This is a genomic window from Rhodopseudomonas telluris (assembly GCF_042432815.1).
Lineage (GTDB): Bacteria > Pseudomonadota > Alphaproteobacteria > Rhizobiales > Xanthobacteraceae > Rhodopseudomonas > Rhodopseudomonas telluris.
Genome location: NZ_JBHLWM010000001.1, coordinates 20,770 through 36,040, shown reverse-complemented (window position 1 = coordinate 36,040; position 15,271 = coordinate 20,770). Strand labels below are relative to the sequence as shown.

Below are 15,271 nucleotides of genomic sequence, written 5' to 3'. Positions count from 1 at the left end.
CTCTCATGCGGACGGCACGGTGCTGTCCGCCCCTCCAGGAGATTCCAATGACCGACCCTGCCAGCGCGATCCTCACCCGGCCGATGCGGCGGCGCAGCCGCGAGATCACAGACCGCACCGAGATCGACGCGATCCTTGCCGGCGACAAGGTGATGCACCTGGCACTGGCGCGGGACAACGTGCCGTTTCTGGTGCCGGTGTTTTACGGCTTCGACGGCGCGGCGTTGTATTTCCACTCCGCCAGCGCCGGCACCAAGATCGAGATCCTGAAACAGAACAACCGCGTCTGCTTTGAAGTGACGACCGAGCACGGCGTCGTCACCGCCGACGCCGCCTGCGACTTCGAGGCCCGGCACCGCACGGTGATCGGCTTCGGCCGCGCCGCCTTCGTCGATGACCCGGCGGAAAAAGTGAAGGCGCTCGATCTGATCGTCAGCCGCTTCACCGATCGCACATTCGACTATCCGCTCGAGAAGCTCGGCATCACCAAGGTGATCCGGATCGACATCGACAGCATCAAGGGCAAAGCCTACGGCTTCGGCGATCCACGCCCCGAAGAGCCGGGCGAGACCGAGTAGCAAGGCGCTGCGCCCGCCCCGCATTGCCCTCGCTCTGCGCACTCACGCACGTCATTCCGGAGCGCGGCCCAGGCCACGAACCCGGAATGACCGTGGAGAAAGCTGCTTTTCAGAACCACCCGTGATGCGCGCGGACCTTGTAGCGTCCGCCGATCACCAGATACTCGCCTTCATAGCCCAGCACATGGCCGCTGAGCAGGCCGGGGAAGAACAGCAGCTTGACGGTGGGCACCTCGGTTTCCAGCACCCAGTCACCGAATTCGTCGGCGCGCTCCCTGGAGTCGCTGAACGACACCAGATTGTTGAGCCGCACCGTGCACAGAAGCTGCCGCGCATCGCCTTCGACGAGCTGTTCCTCGATCGCGTTGGTACCACGCCACAGCCGGACGAAGCGCGGCCCCGGCGCCTTGAAATGCCGGATGCTCCATTGGCAGTATTCGTACAGCAGATCGAACTGCTGATAGATGCAGTTGGTGTGGAAGCGACTGTCGGTCTTGTCCTGCAAGTAAGCCGACCAGCCCGGCGATGGAAACAAACCGAGCCGCTGCCTGTGAAAGATCGGCACCAGCCCGAACCGGCTCTCGACCCAGCCCTTGAGCACGGCCGCCTTCGGGCAATTGGAGTCGACGCCCCATCCGCGCAGCAGCTCGAGATAGCTGGTGGCGCGCCGACGCGAGGCGTCGTCGCGATCCTGATCGAGCCCGAATTCGATCTGCATATAGTGCGCGAAGACTTCCGCGGCCGCAGCCTGCGTCTCGCAACGTCCCAGCAGGCGAAACAGCCCCGGATGGGTCTCGCGCGTGCCGTGGATCGACATCCGCCGCAGGCACCGGTTGAACGCCGTCGAGCCGATCAGCCCGACCGGCACGCCCACCATGTTGCTGCAGTACCAGCGATCGGGATCTTCACGGACTGGCTGATTCAGCAGAGTGTCTGGCATGCGGCGTCAACGAACCGGAATCGACGCCACCATTTGACGCCGCCGCAACCCGCCCGGCAAGCGCCGGCCGAGGCTGCTGTCCGTTATGCTGAGGCTGGCGCGTGAAGATGTCGTCGCTGGACTGTTCGAAACAGTATCGCAAATGGCGCGCCCGAAAGGATTCGAACCTCTGACCCCCAGATTCGTAGTCTGGTGCTCTATCCAGCTGAGCTACGGGCGCGTTTGCCGCGGGTCTCGCAGGGTAAACCCGGAGCCGCCGACGATCCGCAGCGGTGTCCGCTGCGAAGGCCGCCATAGCTAGCGGCTCCGCTCCGGCTTGGCAAGCGCCGGGATGGCTCTTTTTGTCACCCATTTTTCATGTCGGTGGATCATCCGGTGCCGGCTCGCCGGCGGGCGGCGATCAATAGCGGGGCGGACGGGCGCAGCAGCGGCAGCCGATCAGGCCCGGGCGCGTTCGTTGCGGAGGCTGTGCAGGTCCACCGGGCGATCCGGGATCGAAATCCGGAACGTCGCGCCCAGCGTGCCCTCGACCAGGTTGATCTCGCCGCCATGGGCGCGGACCAGTTCGGCCGCGATGGCGAGGCCGAGGCCCGAGCCGCCTGCCCGCACCGAGCCGTGAAACGCCTCGAACAGATGGTCGCGGGCCTTCTGCGGCACGCCGGGGCCGGTGTCCGAGACTTCGAGGATCGTCACCGAACCCTCGCGGCGGCCGGTGATTCGGATCTGCTGAAGCGCGGCGTCGCTGCGCGGCTGGCTCTCCAGCGCCTGCGCGGCGTTGCGCACCAGATTGAGCAGGACGCGGAACAGCTGGTCCGGATCGGCATCCATGGTCAGCCCGCGCTCGATCGCCGTGACCCAGGTGATGCTGCTGACGCCGCCGTCGGTGGCGAGGCCCGCGGTCTCGCGCACCTCGTTGACCACCGGCTCGATCAGGATCAGGCGGCGGTCCGGCGCCGCCTCCTGGGCGCGGCCGTAGGACAGCGTCGACTGGCAGAACGCGATCGCGCGCTCCAGCGAGCGCACCAGCTTCGGCGCGAAGCGCTGCACCCGCGGATCCGGCACGCTGGAGAGCTGGTCCGACAGCAGCTGCGACGACGCCAACAGGTTGCGCAAATCGTGATTGATCTTCGACACGGCGAGACCGAGCGCGGCCAGCCGGCTTTTCTGATGCAGCATCGACACGAGATCGCGCTGCATGTCGGACAGTTCGCGCTCGGCGAGACCGATCTCGTCGCCGCGCGGCCCGGGAATCACGATCGAAGCCGGGCTTTCCGGATCGCGGCGGAAATTCACCATATTGGCGGTCAGCCGCCGCATCGGCCGCACGAACAGGAAATGCAGCGCCAGATAGATCAGCGCCGTGGTCAGGCTGGTGATGGTCAGCGATACCAGCAGCAGATTGCTGGAGAAGCGATACATCGCGACCCGCAGCGGCGCCTCGTCGATCACCACCTCGATGAACTGGGCGTTGCCCTCGGCCGGTCCCATCACCCGGATGGTCTGGTTGCCGCTCTCCAGCATCACCACGAAGGCGTCGATGATCGCATCCCAAGGCGTGACGTTGCGCATGTCGACCACATGGTCGACCGTGGTTGGCAGGTTGGAACTCGCCAGCAGCCGGCGCTGCTGGCCCATCTTGATCGCCACCGCGCGGGCGTCGATGCTGTCCAGCACCTGGCGGGCCAGCGTGTCCGGCACCATTCCCGACGGCGAGGCGTCCAGCACCAGCGCGGCCGTATTGGCGGCCGCCAGCCGATCGTTGAGGCGGTTCAGACGGAAATTGGCGATCGACGGCACATAGATCAGGATTTCGGCGATCAGGATCAGCGGAATCGTGAGCAGCAGCAATTTTCCCGACAAGCCGATCTTCGGCTCCAGGCCACGTCGCCAAACATGCGTTTCAGGCTTCTGATCCGCTGGCTGCACCGCCGCCGCCGCCTCCATCGTCGTGCCGATCGCGCACATATGATATAAGTCAAGATGCGCCCGCGTTCGCGTCAGGTCAAATTACCGTTTGACCATCTACGCGCCGGGCGCCGCGGCGTTTCAGCCGCCGCCCGCGGCAAAACTCCCGGCCCGGATATGGCAAAAGCGCGATCCGGCGCAATTGACGAGAACAGGTCGCTCCCGTATAAGCCGCGCCAACTGTCCGCGATGGCCCGGCTCGCCCGGGGCGGTTCATTATGGGCTGCGGTCGGCTCATCCGTGAGCCCCATTGTCGGGCTTATCTCAACCTTCTGAAGCACTTACCGGGTCAGCGGAGAACTTGCCGTGAAGCGGACTTATCAACCCAGCAAACTGGTGCGCAAGCGCCGCCACGGCTTTCGCGCCCGTCTCGCCACCGCCGGTGGCCGCAAGGTGCTGGCAGCGCGCCGCGCCCGCGGACGCAAGCGTCTGAGCGCCTGAGCGGGTCCTCCCGAGATCAGATCGTGGACCGGTTACGGCAACGGGCGGACTTCCTCGCCGTTGCCAACGGGCCGCGGATCAGCGGGCCTGCCTTCGTACTCCAAAGCCGACGCCGCGACGACGATGGTCCGATACGCGTCGGCTTTACGGTGACCAAGAAAATTGGCACCGCGACCGAGCGAAACCGCATTCGACGCCGATTGCGCGAAGTGGTCCGACGCACGGACCACAGCTCCCTGATGCCGAACAGCGATTATGTCCTGGTCGGCCGCCGCGCGGCGCTAAGCCGCGACTTTGCTGTCATGCTCGGCGATCTCCGCTCCGCGCTCGACCGCATTGCGCGGCGGTCGTCGAAACCGGATTGAAGCGAGACCTGAGCCGATGAGCGACAATCGCAACACCATCCTCGCCGTCATCCTGTCGGGCCTCGTGTTGCTCGGCTGGCAGTACTTCTTCAACATTCCGCAGATGGAAAAGCAGCGCGCCGCCCAGCAGGCGCAGCAGCAGCAGGAAGCGGCCGCCAAGCAGGCGCAGACGCCGCCGGCCGCGACCACGCCCGGCGCGCCCGAAGCTCCGGCAGCCGCACCGGGAGCGCCCAGCGCGCCGGGCGCCGCCACGGCACCGGCCGCCAATGCCCCGACGCTCAGCCGCGACGCCGCCATCGCGGCCGCTCCGCGGATCAAGGTCGAAACTCCGCGCCTGTCAGGCTCGCTGTCGCTGAAGGGCGCCCGCATCGACGATCTGGCGCTGAACCAGTTCCGCGAAACCGTCGATCCGAAGTCGCCCCCGATTCACCTGTTCTCGCCGTCGGGCAGCGCGAATCCGTATTACGCCGAGTTCGGCTGGGTAGGTTCCGCCGGCGCCAACCTGAAGCTGCCGAACCAGAACACGGTCTGGGAGCAGGAAGGCTCCGGCGCGCTGACGCCGTCGAGCCCGGTGACGCTGAAGTGGGACAATGGCGAAGGCCTGACGTTCCGCCGGCAGATCGCGGTGGACGACCGCTACCTGTTCACCGTGAAGGACGACGTCACCAACACCGGCGGCGCCGCGGTGACGCTGTATCCGTTCGCTCTGATCTCGCGCCACGGCACGCCGCATGTCGAGGGCTACTACATCCTGCATGAAGGCCTGATCGGCTATCTCGGCGACCAGGGCCTGCAGGAAAAGACCTACGCCAAGATCGACGAAGCCAAGGTGGTGGACTTCAAGAACGTCACCAACGGCTGGCTCGGCATCACCGACAAATACTGGGCGTCGGCGCTGCTGCCCGACACCAGCGCGCAGCTGCAGGCGCGCTTCTCGTCGAACCAGGTCGGCGCGACCCGCACCTACCAGACCGATTATCTCGAAGACGCCAAGACCGTTCCGATCGGTGGCACCGCGACCGCCACCGCGCGGCTGTTCGCGGGGGCCAAGGAAGCTCGCGTCGTCGGCATCAACTTCCCGTTCGCAGGCCTCGGCGGCTACAATCAGCAGCTCGGCCTCAACCACTTCGACCTGCTGATCGACTGGGGCTGGTTCTACTTCATCACCAAGCCGATGTTCCTGGCGCTCGACTTCTTCTTCCATCTGGTCGGGAATTTCGGCGTCGCCATTTTGCTGGTGACGGTGCTGGTCAAGCTGATCTTCCTGCCGCTCGCCAACAAATCCTACGCCTCGATGGCGAAGATGAAGGCGATCCAGCCGCAGCTCGCTGCGCTGAAGGAGCGTCATCCCGACGACAAGATGAAGCAGCAGCAGGAGATGATGGAGATCTACCGCAAGGAGAAGATCAATCCGGTCGCCGGCTGTCTTCCCGTCCTGCTGCAGATCCCGGTGTTCTTCTCGCTGTACAAGGTTCTGTTCGTCACCATCGAAATGCGGCACGCGCCGTTCTTCGGCTGGATCCAGGACCTCTCGGCGGCCGACCCGACCAATCTGTTCAACCTGTTCGGCCTGATCCCGTTCGATCCGACTTCGATCCCGGTGCTCGGCCACTATCTGGTGCTCGGCGCCTGGCCGCTGGTGATGGGCTTCACCATGTGGTTCCAGATGAAGCTCAATCCGCAGCCGCCGGATCCGACCCAGCAGATGATCTTCGCCTGGATGCCGGTGATCTTCACCTTCATGCTGGCGCACTTCCCGGCCGGTCTGGTGATCTACTGGGCCTGGAACAACACCCTGTCGGTGGCGCAGCAGGCCTACATCATGCGCCGCAACGGCGTGAAGGTGGAGCTGTTCGACAACCTCAAATCGTCGTTCAGCAAGAAAAAGAAGACCGCTTAGGTCGCCGCGTGTCCGACAGCGCAGCAACACCACGTCATGGCCGGGCTCGTCCCGGCCATCCACGTTTTTGGGCATAGCATCATCCGACAGAATCAGAGCGAAGCCGCATGACCGACACCATCGATCCCGACCTGATCGAACGCGGCCGCAAGATGTTTGCCGGCGACTGGCATTTCATCTGGGCGTCGCCGTCGATCGAGACGCTGCCGCCGATGGGCAGCATGGAGGTCGCCTTCGCGGGCCGCTCCAATGTCGGCAAGTCCAGCCTGATCAACGCGCTGACCGGCCGCAACGCGCTGGCCCGCACCTCGCATACGCCAGGCCGCACCCAGGAGCTGATCTTCTTCGAGGGTCCGCCCAACGCCGGGCTGCGGCTGGTCGACATGCCGGGCTACGGCTATGCTGCCGCTTCCAAGGCCAAGGTGGCGTCGTGGACCACGCTGATCCACAAATTCCTGCAGGGCCGCGCCACGCTGGCGCGGGTCTATGTGCTGATCGACGGCCGCCACGGCCTCAAGGACGTCGACCTCGACATCCTGAAGACGCTCGACAAATCCGCGGTGAGCTACCAGATCGTGCTGACCAAGGCTGACCAGATCAAAGCAGCAGAGCTCGCCCAGCGCATCGCCGAAACCCAGACGGCACTGGCCAAGCATCCGGCCGCATTCCCGGAGATCCTCGCGACCTCGTCGCGCACCGGCGCCGGCATGCCGGACCTGCGCGCCGCGATGATCCGCCTGCTCGACGAGCGCCGCTGATGACCGCTGTGACCCGCGTGCTGATCGTCATCGCCGGCGTATTCGGCGCCGCTGGCGTCGCCCTGGCGGCCGCCGCCGCGCATGTGCCGGATGCCGGCCGACTCGGTCCCGCCTCGTCGATGCTGTTGTTTCACGCCAGCGCGGTGCTGGCTGCGACCCTGCTGGCCGAGCGCGGGCTGGTCCACCGCATTCCCGGCCTCGCGGCGATTTTCGGCCTGGTTGTGGGCACCGCATTGTTCGCCGGGGACCTGACGCTGCGCCAGTTTGCCGGTCATGGACTGTTCCCGATGGCCGCCCCGACCGGCGGCACGCTGCTGATCGGCAGCTGGCTGTTGCTGGGAATCGCCGGTGCCCTGGCGCCCCGCCGCTGAGCCGGGAGCGCGACGCGCATAGGTCCGCTCTAGGATCGGCCGCGCCGAAATGCTAGCGGTTCGTCGCGCCGCCCAGTCCCAGAATCAGCCCGTCCAGAATCATCCCGAGAGTTCCGCTCAATGACCGACGCCGTCATCAGCCCGCTCGAACAGGCCCGGATCCTGTCCGAGGCGCTGCCGCACATGCAGCGCTACGACGAGGAAACCATCGTGATCAAATACGGCGGCCACGCCATGGGCGCCGAGGACACCGCCAAGGCATTCGCCCGTGACATCGTGCTGCTCGAGCAGACCGCGGTGAACCCGGTGGTGGTGCACGGCGGCGGCCCGCAGATCGCCACCATGCTGAAGCGGCTCGGCATCAAGTCCGAATTCGCCGCCGGCCTGCGCATCACCGACGGCGCCACCATCGAGATCGTCGAGATGGTGCTGGCCGGTTCGATCAACAAGCAGCTGGTCGGCTACATCAACGAAGCCGGCGGCAAGGCCGTCGGCCTGTGCGGCAAGGACGGCAACATGGTCACCGCCACCAAGGCGACCCGGACCATGGTCGATCCGGATTCGCGCATCGAGGAAGTGATCGATCTCGGCTTCGTCGGCGAACCCGAGAAGGTCGACCTGACGCTGCTCAACCAGCTGATCGGCCACGAACTGATCCCGGTGCTGGCGCCGCTCGCGACCTCCTCCGAAGGCCAGACCTTCAACGTCAACGCCGACACCTTCGCGGGCGCTGTCGCCGGCGCGCTGAAGGCCAAGCGCCTGCTGCTGCTGACCGACGTGCCCGGCGTGCTCGACCAGAACAAGAAGCTGATCCCCGAACTGTCGATCAAGGACGCCCGCAAGCTGATCGCCGACGGCACCATCTCGGGCGGCATGATCCCCAAGGTCGAGACCTGCATCTACGCGCTCGAACAGGGCGTAGAGGGCGTCGTCATCCTCGACGGCAAGGTCCCGCACGCCGTGCTGCTCGAACTCTTCACCAACCAGGGCACCGGCACGCTGATCCACAAGTGATGGCGGGCATAAAGGCCACCAGCTCGTGTCCCGGGCGCGGCGCAGCACGGAGTGCTGCACCGCAGACCCGGGACCCCGCTTCGGCTCAGCCACATACGCCGGGGCCCCGGATCAGCTGCGCACCACGCCGCGAAGAGCGGCGCGCTGCGCAGCATCCGGGGCACGCTCGTCTTTTCGTCGCAACACTCTTCGCCCTCTTGGTTGGTACCACCGCCGCCCACGCCGACCTCAAGCTCTGCAACCGCATGAGTTACGTGATCGAGGCTGCGATCGGGATCGACGACAAGACGAGCACCGCGACGCGCGGCTGGTTCAAGATCGATCCGGCGCAATGCCGCGTCGTGCTGCAGGGCGCACTCAGCGCCGACCGCCTGATGCTGCACGCCCGCGCGCTGGCGCTGTACGGCGCGTCGCCGATCCCGCAGAACGGAACGGACCGGCTTTGCGTCGCTACCGAGAATTTCGTCATTGCGGCCGCGCGACAGTGCCGCAGCGGCCAGACCCTCGCGGCCTTCACGGAGATCAAGCCGAGCCAGAATGACGACGGCGACCTCGTCGCCTATCTGGCCGAGGACAGCGAGTACGACGACGAACAGGCGCGGCTTGCCGGCATTCAGCGCCTGCTCGCCATCGCCGGCTACGATATCACGCCGATCGACGGCGTCGACGGCCCGAAGACGCAAGGCGCGCTCGCGACCTTCCTGCGCAAGAGCGGTCTCAAGACGGACGCCGCCAGCGCGCCGGACTTCTTCGACACGTTGATCAAGGCGGTGGAGTCGCCGTCCGCGACCGGGCTGACCTGGTGCAACGACACCAAGAGCCGGGTGATGGCGGCGGTCGCCGAAGACGACGGTAAGACCATCACCAGCCGCGGCTGGTACCGGATCGAAGCCGGCAAATGCCTGCGCCCCGATATCTCCGCGCAGCCGAAGCGCGTGTTCAGCTTCGCCGAAGCGGTCGACGACAATGCCCGCCCGGTGCTGATCAAGGGCAAGGCGCTCAACTGGGGCGGCGCGACGCTGCTGTGCACCCGCGACAGCAAATTCGAAATCAGCGAGCAGGGCGACTGTTCGGCGCGCGGGCTGAACGCCGTCGGCTTCGCACCGGTCGACCTCAGCCGCGGCGGACAAACCATAAGGTTCAACACCCCATGACACAGCTCGGCCCACGCGGCTTCGATCACGTCGAAACCTGGGTGTTCGACCTCGACAACACGCTGTATCCGCACCACGTCAATCTGTGGCAGCAGGTCGACGTCCGCATCCGCGACTTCGTCGCCGACTGGCTGAAGGTGACGCCGGAGGAAGCGTTCAAGATCCAGAAGGATTACTACAAGCGCTACGGCACCACGATGCGCGGGATGATGACCGAGCACGGCGTCAGCGCCGACGACTACCTCGCTTACGTCCACGCGATCGATCATTCGCCGCTGGAGCCGAACCCGGCGATGGGCGAAGCGATTGCGCGTCTCCCCGGCCGCAAGCTGATCCTGACCAATGGCTCCGTCGCCGACGCCGGCAAGGTGCTGGAGCGACTCGGTATCGGCCATCATTTCGAAGCGGTGTTCGACATCGTCGCCGCCGAGCTCGAGCCGAAGCCAGCGGCGCAGACCTATCAGCGCTTCCTGACGCTGCACGGCGTCGACCCGGCCAAGGCCGCAATGTTCGAAGACCTTGCCCGCAACCTCGTCGTCCCGCACCAGCTCGGGATGACCACCGTGCTGGTGGTGCCCGACGGCAGCCAGCAGGTCATCCGCGAAGACTGGGAACTCGAAGGCCGCGACGCGGTACATGTCGATCATGTCACCGATGATCTGACGGGCTTTCTGGCGGCGCTGAGAGCTGCGGGGTGAGGCAGGAAGCCTATCCGCCCTATCGACCGTCATCGCCCGCGAAAGCGGGCGACCCAGTATCCCAGAGCGCCGGCTACTGCACTCCCGCAATCCCGGGTACAGATCGCTCCAATGCGGGTTATGCTCTTCGATCAACTTCACCTTCCATTCGCGCGACCATTTCTTGAGGCGCTTCTCGCGGTGGATGGCGGCTTCGACATCCTCGAAGACTTCGAAATACACCAAGCGCTCGACCTCGTAGCGTTTGGTGAAGCCTGGCACCTCTTTCGACTTATGCTCGGCGACACGGCGCACGAGATCGTTGGTGACACCGACGTATAACGTTCCGCCAATCCGGCTGGCCAGGATGTAAACATAGAACTGCTTCTGCATCGGCCGTCTCCGGCCCACATGCTCTGGGATACTGGGTCGCCCGGTCAAGCCGGGCGATGACCAGGGGACGTGCGGGAGCGCCTTGACTCTCACGGGCCGAATCCGGACAACACCCGGCAAAATCCTCCCGAATCTGGCTCCCAAGGACGCTCCCGATGTCGCTCACTGCCCTGGAATCCACCATCAATGCCGCCTTCGATGCGCGCGAGACGATCGGCGCCTCGACCAAGGGTGAGGTTCGGGATGCGGTCGAGCAGGCGCTCGATCTGCTCGACAAGGGCGAGGCGCGGGTCGCCGAGCGCGAGGCATCCGGCGGCTGGAAGGTCAATCAGTGGCTGAAGAAGGCGGTGCTGCTGTCGTTCCGGCTCAACGACATGAGCACCATCGCGGGCGGCCCCGGCGGCGCCAATTGGTGGGACAAGGTGCCGTCGAAGTTCGAGGGCTGGGGCGAGAACCGCTTCCGCGAAGCCGGCTTCCGCGCGGTGCCGGGCGCGATCGTGCGCCGCTCCGCCTTCATCGCCAAGAACGCCGTGCTGATGCCGTCCTTCGTCAATCTCGGCGCCTACGTCGACGAGGCTACGATGGTCGACACCTGGTCGACGGTCGGCTCCTGCGCCCAGATCGGCAAGCGCGTGCACATCTCCGGCGGCGTCGGCATCGGCGGCGTGCTCGAGCCGCTGCAGGCCGGGCCGGTGATCATCGAGGACGACTGCTTCATCGGCGCGCGCTCGGAAGTCGCCGAGGGGGTGATCGTCCGCAAGGGCGCGGTGCTGGCGATGGGCGTGTTCCTCGGCGCCTCGACCAAGATCGTCGACCGCGAGACCGGCGAGACCTTCATCGGCGAAGTGCCCGAATACGCCGTGCTGGTGCCCGGCACGCTGCCCGGCAGGCCGCTGAAGAACGGCAATCCCGGCCCCGCCACCGCCTGCGCGGTGATCGTCAAGCGCGTCGACGAGCGCACCCGCTCCAAGACCTCGATCAACGAATTGCTGCGGGACTAATCACTCCGCCACACAGGGGGCGACGATGGACTGGACCACACTGCTGTTCAGCTTCCGCGGTCGGATCAACCGGGCCAAGTACTGGCTGGTCGGCCTGCTCAACGTCGCCGCCTGGATCGTATTCGGCGGCATCGCCCTGATCTGGCTCGGCGGCCTCGACCCGGACAATCTGTTCCGGCTCGCCGGCGGCGCGCTGCTGATCTGGGCGGTGGCGATCGCGCTCAGCATCGCGGGCACCTGGGCGTTTCTCGCGACCGGCGTGAAGCGGCTGCACGATCGCGACAAGAGCGGCTGGTGGATCCTGTTGTTCTGGTTCGGACCGGGCCTGACCGGCGGCTCGAATTCGGCGATGGCCGACAGCGGCGCCAATCTGGCGTTGTCGCTGATCGGCCTCGGCATCGCGATCTGGGGCTTCGTCGAACTCGGCTGCCTGCGCGGCACGCGCGGGCCGAACCAATACGGCCCCGATCCTCTGGAGCCGCAGGGCGCGACCTACGCATGACCACTCCGACTGCTCTTTCGATCGCGCAGGACCTGCTGCGCTGCCCGTCGGTGACTCCGGCAGACGCCGGCGCGCTCGGCGTACTGGAAACGCTGCTGAAGGATGCGGGCTTCACCACGCATCGCGTCACCTTCAGCGAACCGGGCACGGCCGACATCGACAATCTCTACGCGCGGATCGGCGATGCCGCGCCGCATCTCTGCTTCGCCGGCCACACCGATGTGGTGCCGCCCGGGGAAGCGAGCGCGTGGAGTCACGGCGCATTTGCGGGCGATGTCGCGGAAGGTCTGCTGTACGGCCGCGGCGCGGTCGACATGAAGGGCGGCATCGCCTGTGCGGTCGCGGCGACGCTGGATTATCTCGCGGCGAATGGCGGCAGGCCGAAAGGCTCGATCTCGTTCCTGATCACCGGCGACGAGGAAGACGTCGCCGTCAACGGCACCGTCAAGCTGCTGCAATGGGCAGCCGAGCGCGGCGAGACCTTCGATCACTGCATCGTCGGCGAGCCCAGCAATGTCGAGGCGATCGGCGACACCATCAAGATCGGCCGCCGCGGCTCGCAGTCCGGCGTGCTGATCGTCGACGGTCAGCAGGGCCACGTCGCCTATCCGCACCGCGCGTCGAACCCGGTGCCGGATATCGCCAGATTGATCACCGCGCTGAACGACGAACCGCTCGACGCCGGCTCGGCGCAGTTTCAGCCGTCGAACCTGGAATTCACCTCGGTGGACGTCGGCAATCCGGCCACCAATGTGATCCCGGCGCAGGCGCGCGCCAAGTTCAACATCCGCTTCAACGATCACCACACCCAAGACTCGCTGAAGTCGCTGGTCGAACAGCGGCTCGCCGCTGCCTGCGGCAATCGCATCCGCGCGCGGATCGAATGGCTGCCGTCGAACGCCGACGTGTTCGTCACCAAGCCCGGCGCGTTCACCGACGTGGTGTCGGCGTCCATTGCCGAGGTCACCGGCCGCACGCCCGACCTCAACACCGGCGGCGGCACCTCGGACGCACGGTTCATCGCCAAGTACTGCCCGGTGGTCGAATTCGGCCTGGTCGGCCAGACCATGCACCAGATCGACGAACGCACGCCGGTGAGCGATCTCGACCAGCTGACCGCGATCTATCGCGGCGTGCTGGAGCGATATTTCGCCTGAACGGCACCCTCACTTTCGTCATTCCGGGGCGCGCGTAGCGCGACGCCGGAATCCATCCTCACCGATTGGGATTATGGATTCCGGGCCTGTGCCGTTGCGCGGCCCATCCCGGACTGACGAACGAGAGGCCCTCGCTCCGCGTGGCTTAGTAATCCACCCGCATCAGATACAGCCCCTCCGGCGGAGCCACCGGGCCGCAGGCTGAGCGTTTCCGCGCCTCTAGCGCAGCCGCGAGATCGTCCGCCGTCCAGCGACCTTCGCCGACCCACACCAGCGAGCCGACCATCGAGCGCACCTGGCTGTGCAGATAGGAGCGGGCATTGGTGACGATATCGACGGCGTCGCCGTCGCGGACGACGTCGAGCACGTCGAGCGTCTTCTCCGGCGAGGCGGCCTGGCACTCGGTGTCGCGAAAGGTCGTGAAGTCGTGCTTGCCGATCAGCACCTGCGCGGCGCGGTGCATCGCGTCGGTGTCGAGCCGCTTCGGTACCCGCCAGACCTTGCCGAGATCGAGCGCCAGATTGGAACGGCGGTTAGCGATGCGATAGCGATAGTGCCGCCGGATCGCCGAGAACCGCGCCTCGAACGTATCCGGCACGATCTCGGCCGCCAGCACCGCGATCGGGTTCGGCCGCAGGTGCGCGTTCAGCGCGTCGCGCAGCTTGTCGGCGCGGAACGGCTTCGGAATATCGACATGCGCCACCTGCCCGAGCGCGTGCACACCCGCATCGGTGCGGCCGGCGCCGTGCACCCGCACCGCCTCGCCGCAGGTCGCCAGCGCCGCCGCCTCCAGCGCGCCCTGCACCGACGGCAGATTCGGCTGCAACTGCCAGCCGCAATACGGCGCGCCGTCATATTCGATGGTGAGTTTGTAGCGGGGCATACTTCTCTTGTTTCAGCGGTCACGTGCGGAGCGGGCAGCCCCACACCACCACGTCATCGCCCGGCTCGATCGGGCGCCCCAGTATTGCAGAGCGCTGGTTATCAATCACGAGCGCTCTGGGATACTGGGCCACCCGCTTTCGCGGGTGGTGACGGCTGCGGATGGAGCAGCGCCTCGGATCCGCTGAGGCGCGCGCTCAGTCCTAACTTACCCGCACGCCCTTCGCGATGGGCGTGCCGCGCAAAAATTCGTTCGCGCTCATCGGCTGCTTGCCGGCGCGCTGCAACTGCAGCACGCGGATCGCGCCACCTTCGCAGGCGATGGTGAGCTGATCGTCCAGAACTTCGCCCGGCGTGCCGGTGCCGTCCGCCAGCGCGCAGCGCAGCACCTTGATCCGCACCGCTTCGCCTTCGATCGGCAGTTCGCACCACGCGCCCGGAAACGGCGACAGGCCGTGGATATGGCGCAGCACCGCGCGCGCCGGTTGGGCGAAATTGATCTTGGCTTCGGCCTTGTCGATCTTGACCGCGTAGGTGACGCCGTCCTCGGGCTGTTGGGTGAGCTGCAACCGGCCGCGCTCCAGCGCCGCCATCGCCCGCACCATAAGGTCGGCGCCGAGCTGCGCCAGCGCATCGTGCAGGTCGGTGACGGTCATCGCATCGGTGATGGCGATGCGCTCGGCCATCGCGACGTCGCCGGTGTCGAGCCCGGCGTCCATCTTCATCACCATCACGCCCGACTCGGCGTCGCCCGCCATGATGGCGCGGTTCAGCGGCGCGGCGCCGCGCCAGCGCGGCAGCAGCGAGCCGTGCAGATTGTAGCAACCGAGCGGCGGCGCATCGAGGATCGGCTGCGGCAGGATCATCCCGTAGGCGACCACAACGGCGGCATCGGCCTCGTGGGCGCGGAAATTGGCGAGCGCCTCGTCGGTCCTCAGCGTCTTCGGTGTCAGCACCGGCGCCTGCAGCCGGTGCGCTGCGAGCGCCACCGGACTTTCCTGCAGTTTCATCCCGCGCCCGGCCGGCTTCGGCTCGCGCGTATAGACCGCCGCCATGTCGTGCCCATGCGCGGCCAGCGCCATCAGCGTCGGCACCGCGAAGTCGGGCGTGCCCATAAAAACGAGGCGAAGCGGCATGGCGTGAGAGTCCCGGACAGGTCTGCGCCGACGGAGG

General features: G+C 66.4%; 16 protein-coding genes, 1 tRNA gene and 1 pseudogene. 12 read left to right on the top strand and 6 right to left on the bottom strand.

Going from position 1 to position 15,271, the window contains the following annotated elements; translation table 11 throughout:
- Window positions 1-47: 47 nt before the first annotated feature.
- Window positions 48-578, top strand: coding sequence for a pyridoxamine 5'-phosphate oxidase family protein (locus tag ACFFJ6_RS00190; protein ID WP_378383124.1), 531 nt, complete (start codon window positions 48-50; stop codon window positions 576-578).
- Between the two features lie 109 nt (window positions 579-687).
- On the opposite strand, the gene ACFFJ6_RS00185 is transcribed toward ACFFJ6_RS00190, so the two are convergent.
- From ACFFJ6_RS00185 to ACFFJ6_RS00175, 3 genes are all read right to left on the bottom strand, one after another.
- On the bottom strand, window positions 688-1,518 hold the full coding sequence (locus tag ACFFJ6_RS00185) for an NAD(+)--dinitrogen-reductase ADP-D-ribosyltransferase (RefSeq protein ID WP_378383122.1): 831 nt from the start codon (window positions 1,516-1,518) through the stop codon (window positions 688-690).
- A 143-nt stretch (window positions 1,519-1,661) separates the two neighbouring features.
- Window positions 1,662-1,738: transfer RNA gene (locus ACFFJ6_RS00180), tRNA-Arg, on the bottom strand.
- 218 nt (window positions 1,739-1,956) lie between these two features.
- Window positions 1,957-3,444, bottom strand: coding sequence for an ATP-binding protein (locus tag ACFFJ6_RS00175; protein WP_378385672.1), 1,488 nt, complete (start codon window positions 3,442-3,444; stop codon window positions 1,957-1,959).
- A gap of 345 nt (window positions 3,445-3,789) precedes the next feature.
- Here ACFFJ6_RS00175 and rpmH point away from each other — a divergent pair, with 345 nt between their 5' ends.
- The 8 genes from rpmH (at window position 3,790) to ACFFJ6_RS00135 (ending at window position 10,184) form a co-directional block, all read left to right on the top strand.
- The gene (rpmH, locus tag ACFFJ6_RS00170; protein ID WP_008542748.1) at window positions 3,790-3,924 is read left to right on the top strand and encodes a 50S ribosomal protein L34; all 135 of its coding nucleotides are present in this window, start codon (window positions 3,790-3,792) and stop codon (window positions 3,922-3,924) included.
- 23 nt (window positions 3,925-3,947) lie between these two features.
- Window positions 3,948-4,289: a ribonuclease P protein component gene (gene rnpA / locus ACFFJ6_RS00165; RefSeq protein ID WP_378383119.1), complete on the top strand. Its 342-nt coding sequence runs from the start codon at window positions 3,948-3,950 to the stop codon at window positions 4,287-4,289.
- A 16-nt stretch (window positions 4,290-4,305) separates the two neighbouring features.
- Window positions 4,306-6,189, top strand: coding sequence for a membrane protein insertase YidC (gene yidC / locus ACFFJ6_RS00160; protein ID WP_378383117.1), 1,884 nt, complete (start codon window positions 4,306-4,308; stop codon window positions 6,187-6,189).
- 107 nt (window positions 6,190-6,296) lie between these two features.
- Window positions 6,297-6,947 carry a ribosome biogenesis GTP-binding protein YihA/YsxC gene (yihA, locus tag ACFFJ6_RS00155; protein ID WP_378383115.1) on the top strand — a complete coding sequence of 217 codons (651 nt, stop codon included), beginning with the start codon at window positions 6,297-6,299 and terminating at the stop codon, window positions 6,945-6,947.
- Window positions 6,947-7,318, top strand: a complete 372-nt coding sequence (locus ACFFJ6_RS00150; RefSeq protein ID WP_378383113.1) for a DUF423 domain-containing protein — start codon at window positions 6,947-6,949, stop codon at window positions 7,316-7,318. The genes yihA and ACFFJ6_RS00150 overlap by 1 nt, the downstream gene beginning before the upstream one ends.
- Window positions 7,319-7,438: 120 nt before the next feature.
- Window positions 7,439-8,332 (top strand): acetylglutamate kinase, encoded by an 894-nt coding sequence (gene argB, locus ACFFJ6_RS00145; RefSeq protein ID WP_378383111.1) that lies wholly within the window; start codon window positions 7,439-7,441, stop codon window positions 8,330-8,332.
- Window positions 8,332-9,486, top strand: a complete 1,155-nt coding sequence (locus ACFFJ6_RS00140; protein WP_378383109.1) for a DUF1036 domain-containing protein — start codon at window positions 8,332-8,334, stop codon at window positions 9,484-9,486. The genes argB and ACFFJ6_RS00140 overlap by 1 nt, the downstream gene beginning before the upstream one ends.
- A complete protein-coding gene (locus tag ACFFJ6_RS00135; protein ID WP_378383107.1) occupies window positions 9,483-10,184 on the top strand; it encodes a pyrimidine 5'-nucleotidase in 702 nt (233 codons plus the stop codon). Before ACFFJ6_RS00140 ends, ACFFJ6_RS00135 begins: the two co-directional genes overlap by 4 nt.
- Before the next feature lie 87 nt (window positions 10,185-10,271).
- Here ACFFJ6_RS00135 and ACFFJ6_RS00130 read toward each other — a convergent pair.
- Window positions 10,272-10,556: pseudogene (locus ACFFJ6_RS00130) on the bottom strand (GIY-YIG nuclease family protein); the annotation flags it as partial.
- 155 nt (window positions 10,557-10,711) lie between these two features.
- On the opposite strand from ACFFJ6_RS00130, the gene dapD reads away from it, so the two are divergent.
- From dapD to dapE, 3 genes are read left to right on the top strand one after another with little or no spacing between them, the layout of a single operon-like run.
- On the top strand, window positions 10,712-11,557 hold the full coding sequence (gene dapD / locus ACFFJ6_RS00125) for a 2,3,4,5-tetrahydropyridine-2,6-dicarboxylate N-succinyltransferase (RefSeq protein ID WP_378383105.1): 846 nt from the start codon (window positions 10,712-10,714) through the stop codon (window positions 11,555-11,557).
- A gap of 25 nt (window positions 11,558-11,582) precedes the next feature.
- Window positions 11,583-12,059, top strand: a complete 477-nt coding sequence (locus ACFFJ6_RS00120; protein WP_378383103.1) for a DUF805 domain-containing protein — start codon at window positions 11,583-11,585, stop codon at window positions 12,057-12,059.
- Entirely contained in the window at window positions 12,056-13,216 is a 1,161-nt protein-coding gene (gene dapE, locus ACFFJ6_RS00115) for a succinyl-diaminopimelate desuccinylase (RefSeq protein ID WP_378383101.1), read from the top strand. Before ACFFJ6_RS00120 ends, dapE begins: the two co-directional genes overlap by 4 nt.
- A gap of 145 nt (window positions 13,217-13,361) precedes the next feature.
- Here dapE and truA read toward each other — a convergent pair whose 3' ends face one another.
- Window positions 13,362-14,099, bottom strand: a complete 738-nt coding sequence (gene truA, locus ACFFJ6_RS00110) for a tRNA pseudouridine(38-40) synthase TruA (RefSeq protein WP_378383099.1) — start codon at window positions 14,097-14,099, stop codon at window positions 13,362-13,364.
- A 202-nt stretch (window positions 14,100-14,301) separates the two neighbouring features.
- Window positions 14,302-15,234 carry a methionyl-tRNA formyltransferase gene (fmt, locus tag ACFFJ6_RS00105; protein ID WP_378383097.1) on the bottom strand — a complete coding sequence of 311 codons (933 nt, stop codon included), beginning with the start codon at window positions 15,232-15,234 and terminating at the stop codon, window positions 14,302-14,304.
- Window positions 15,235-15,271 lie beyond the last annotated feature (37 nt).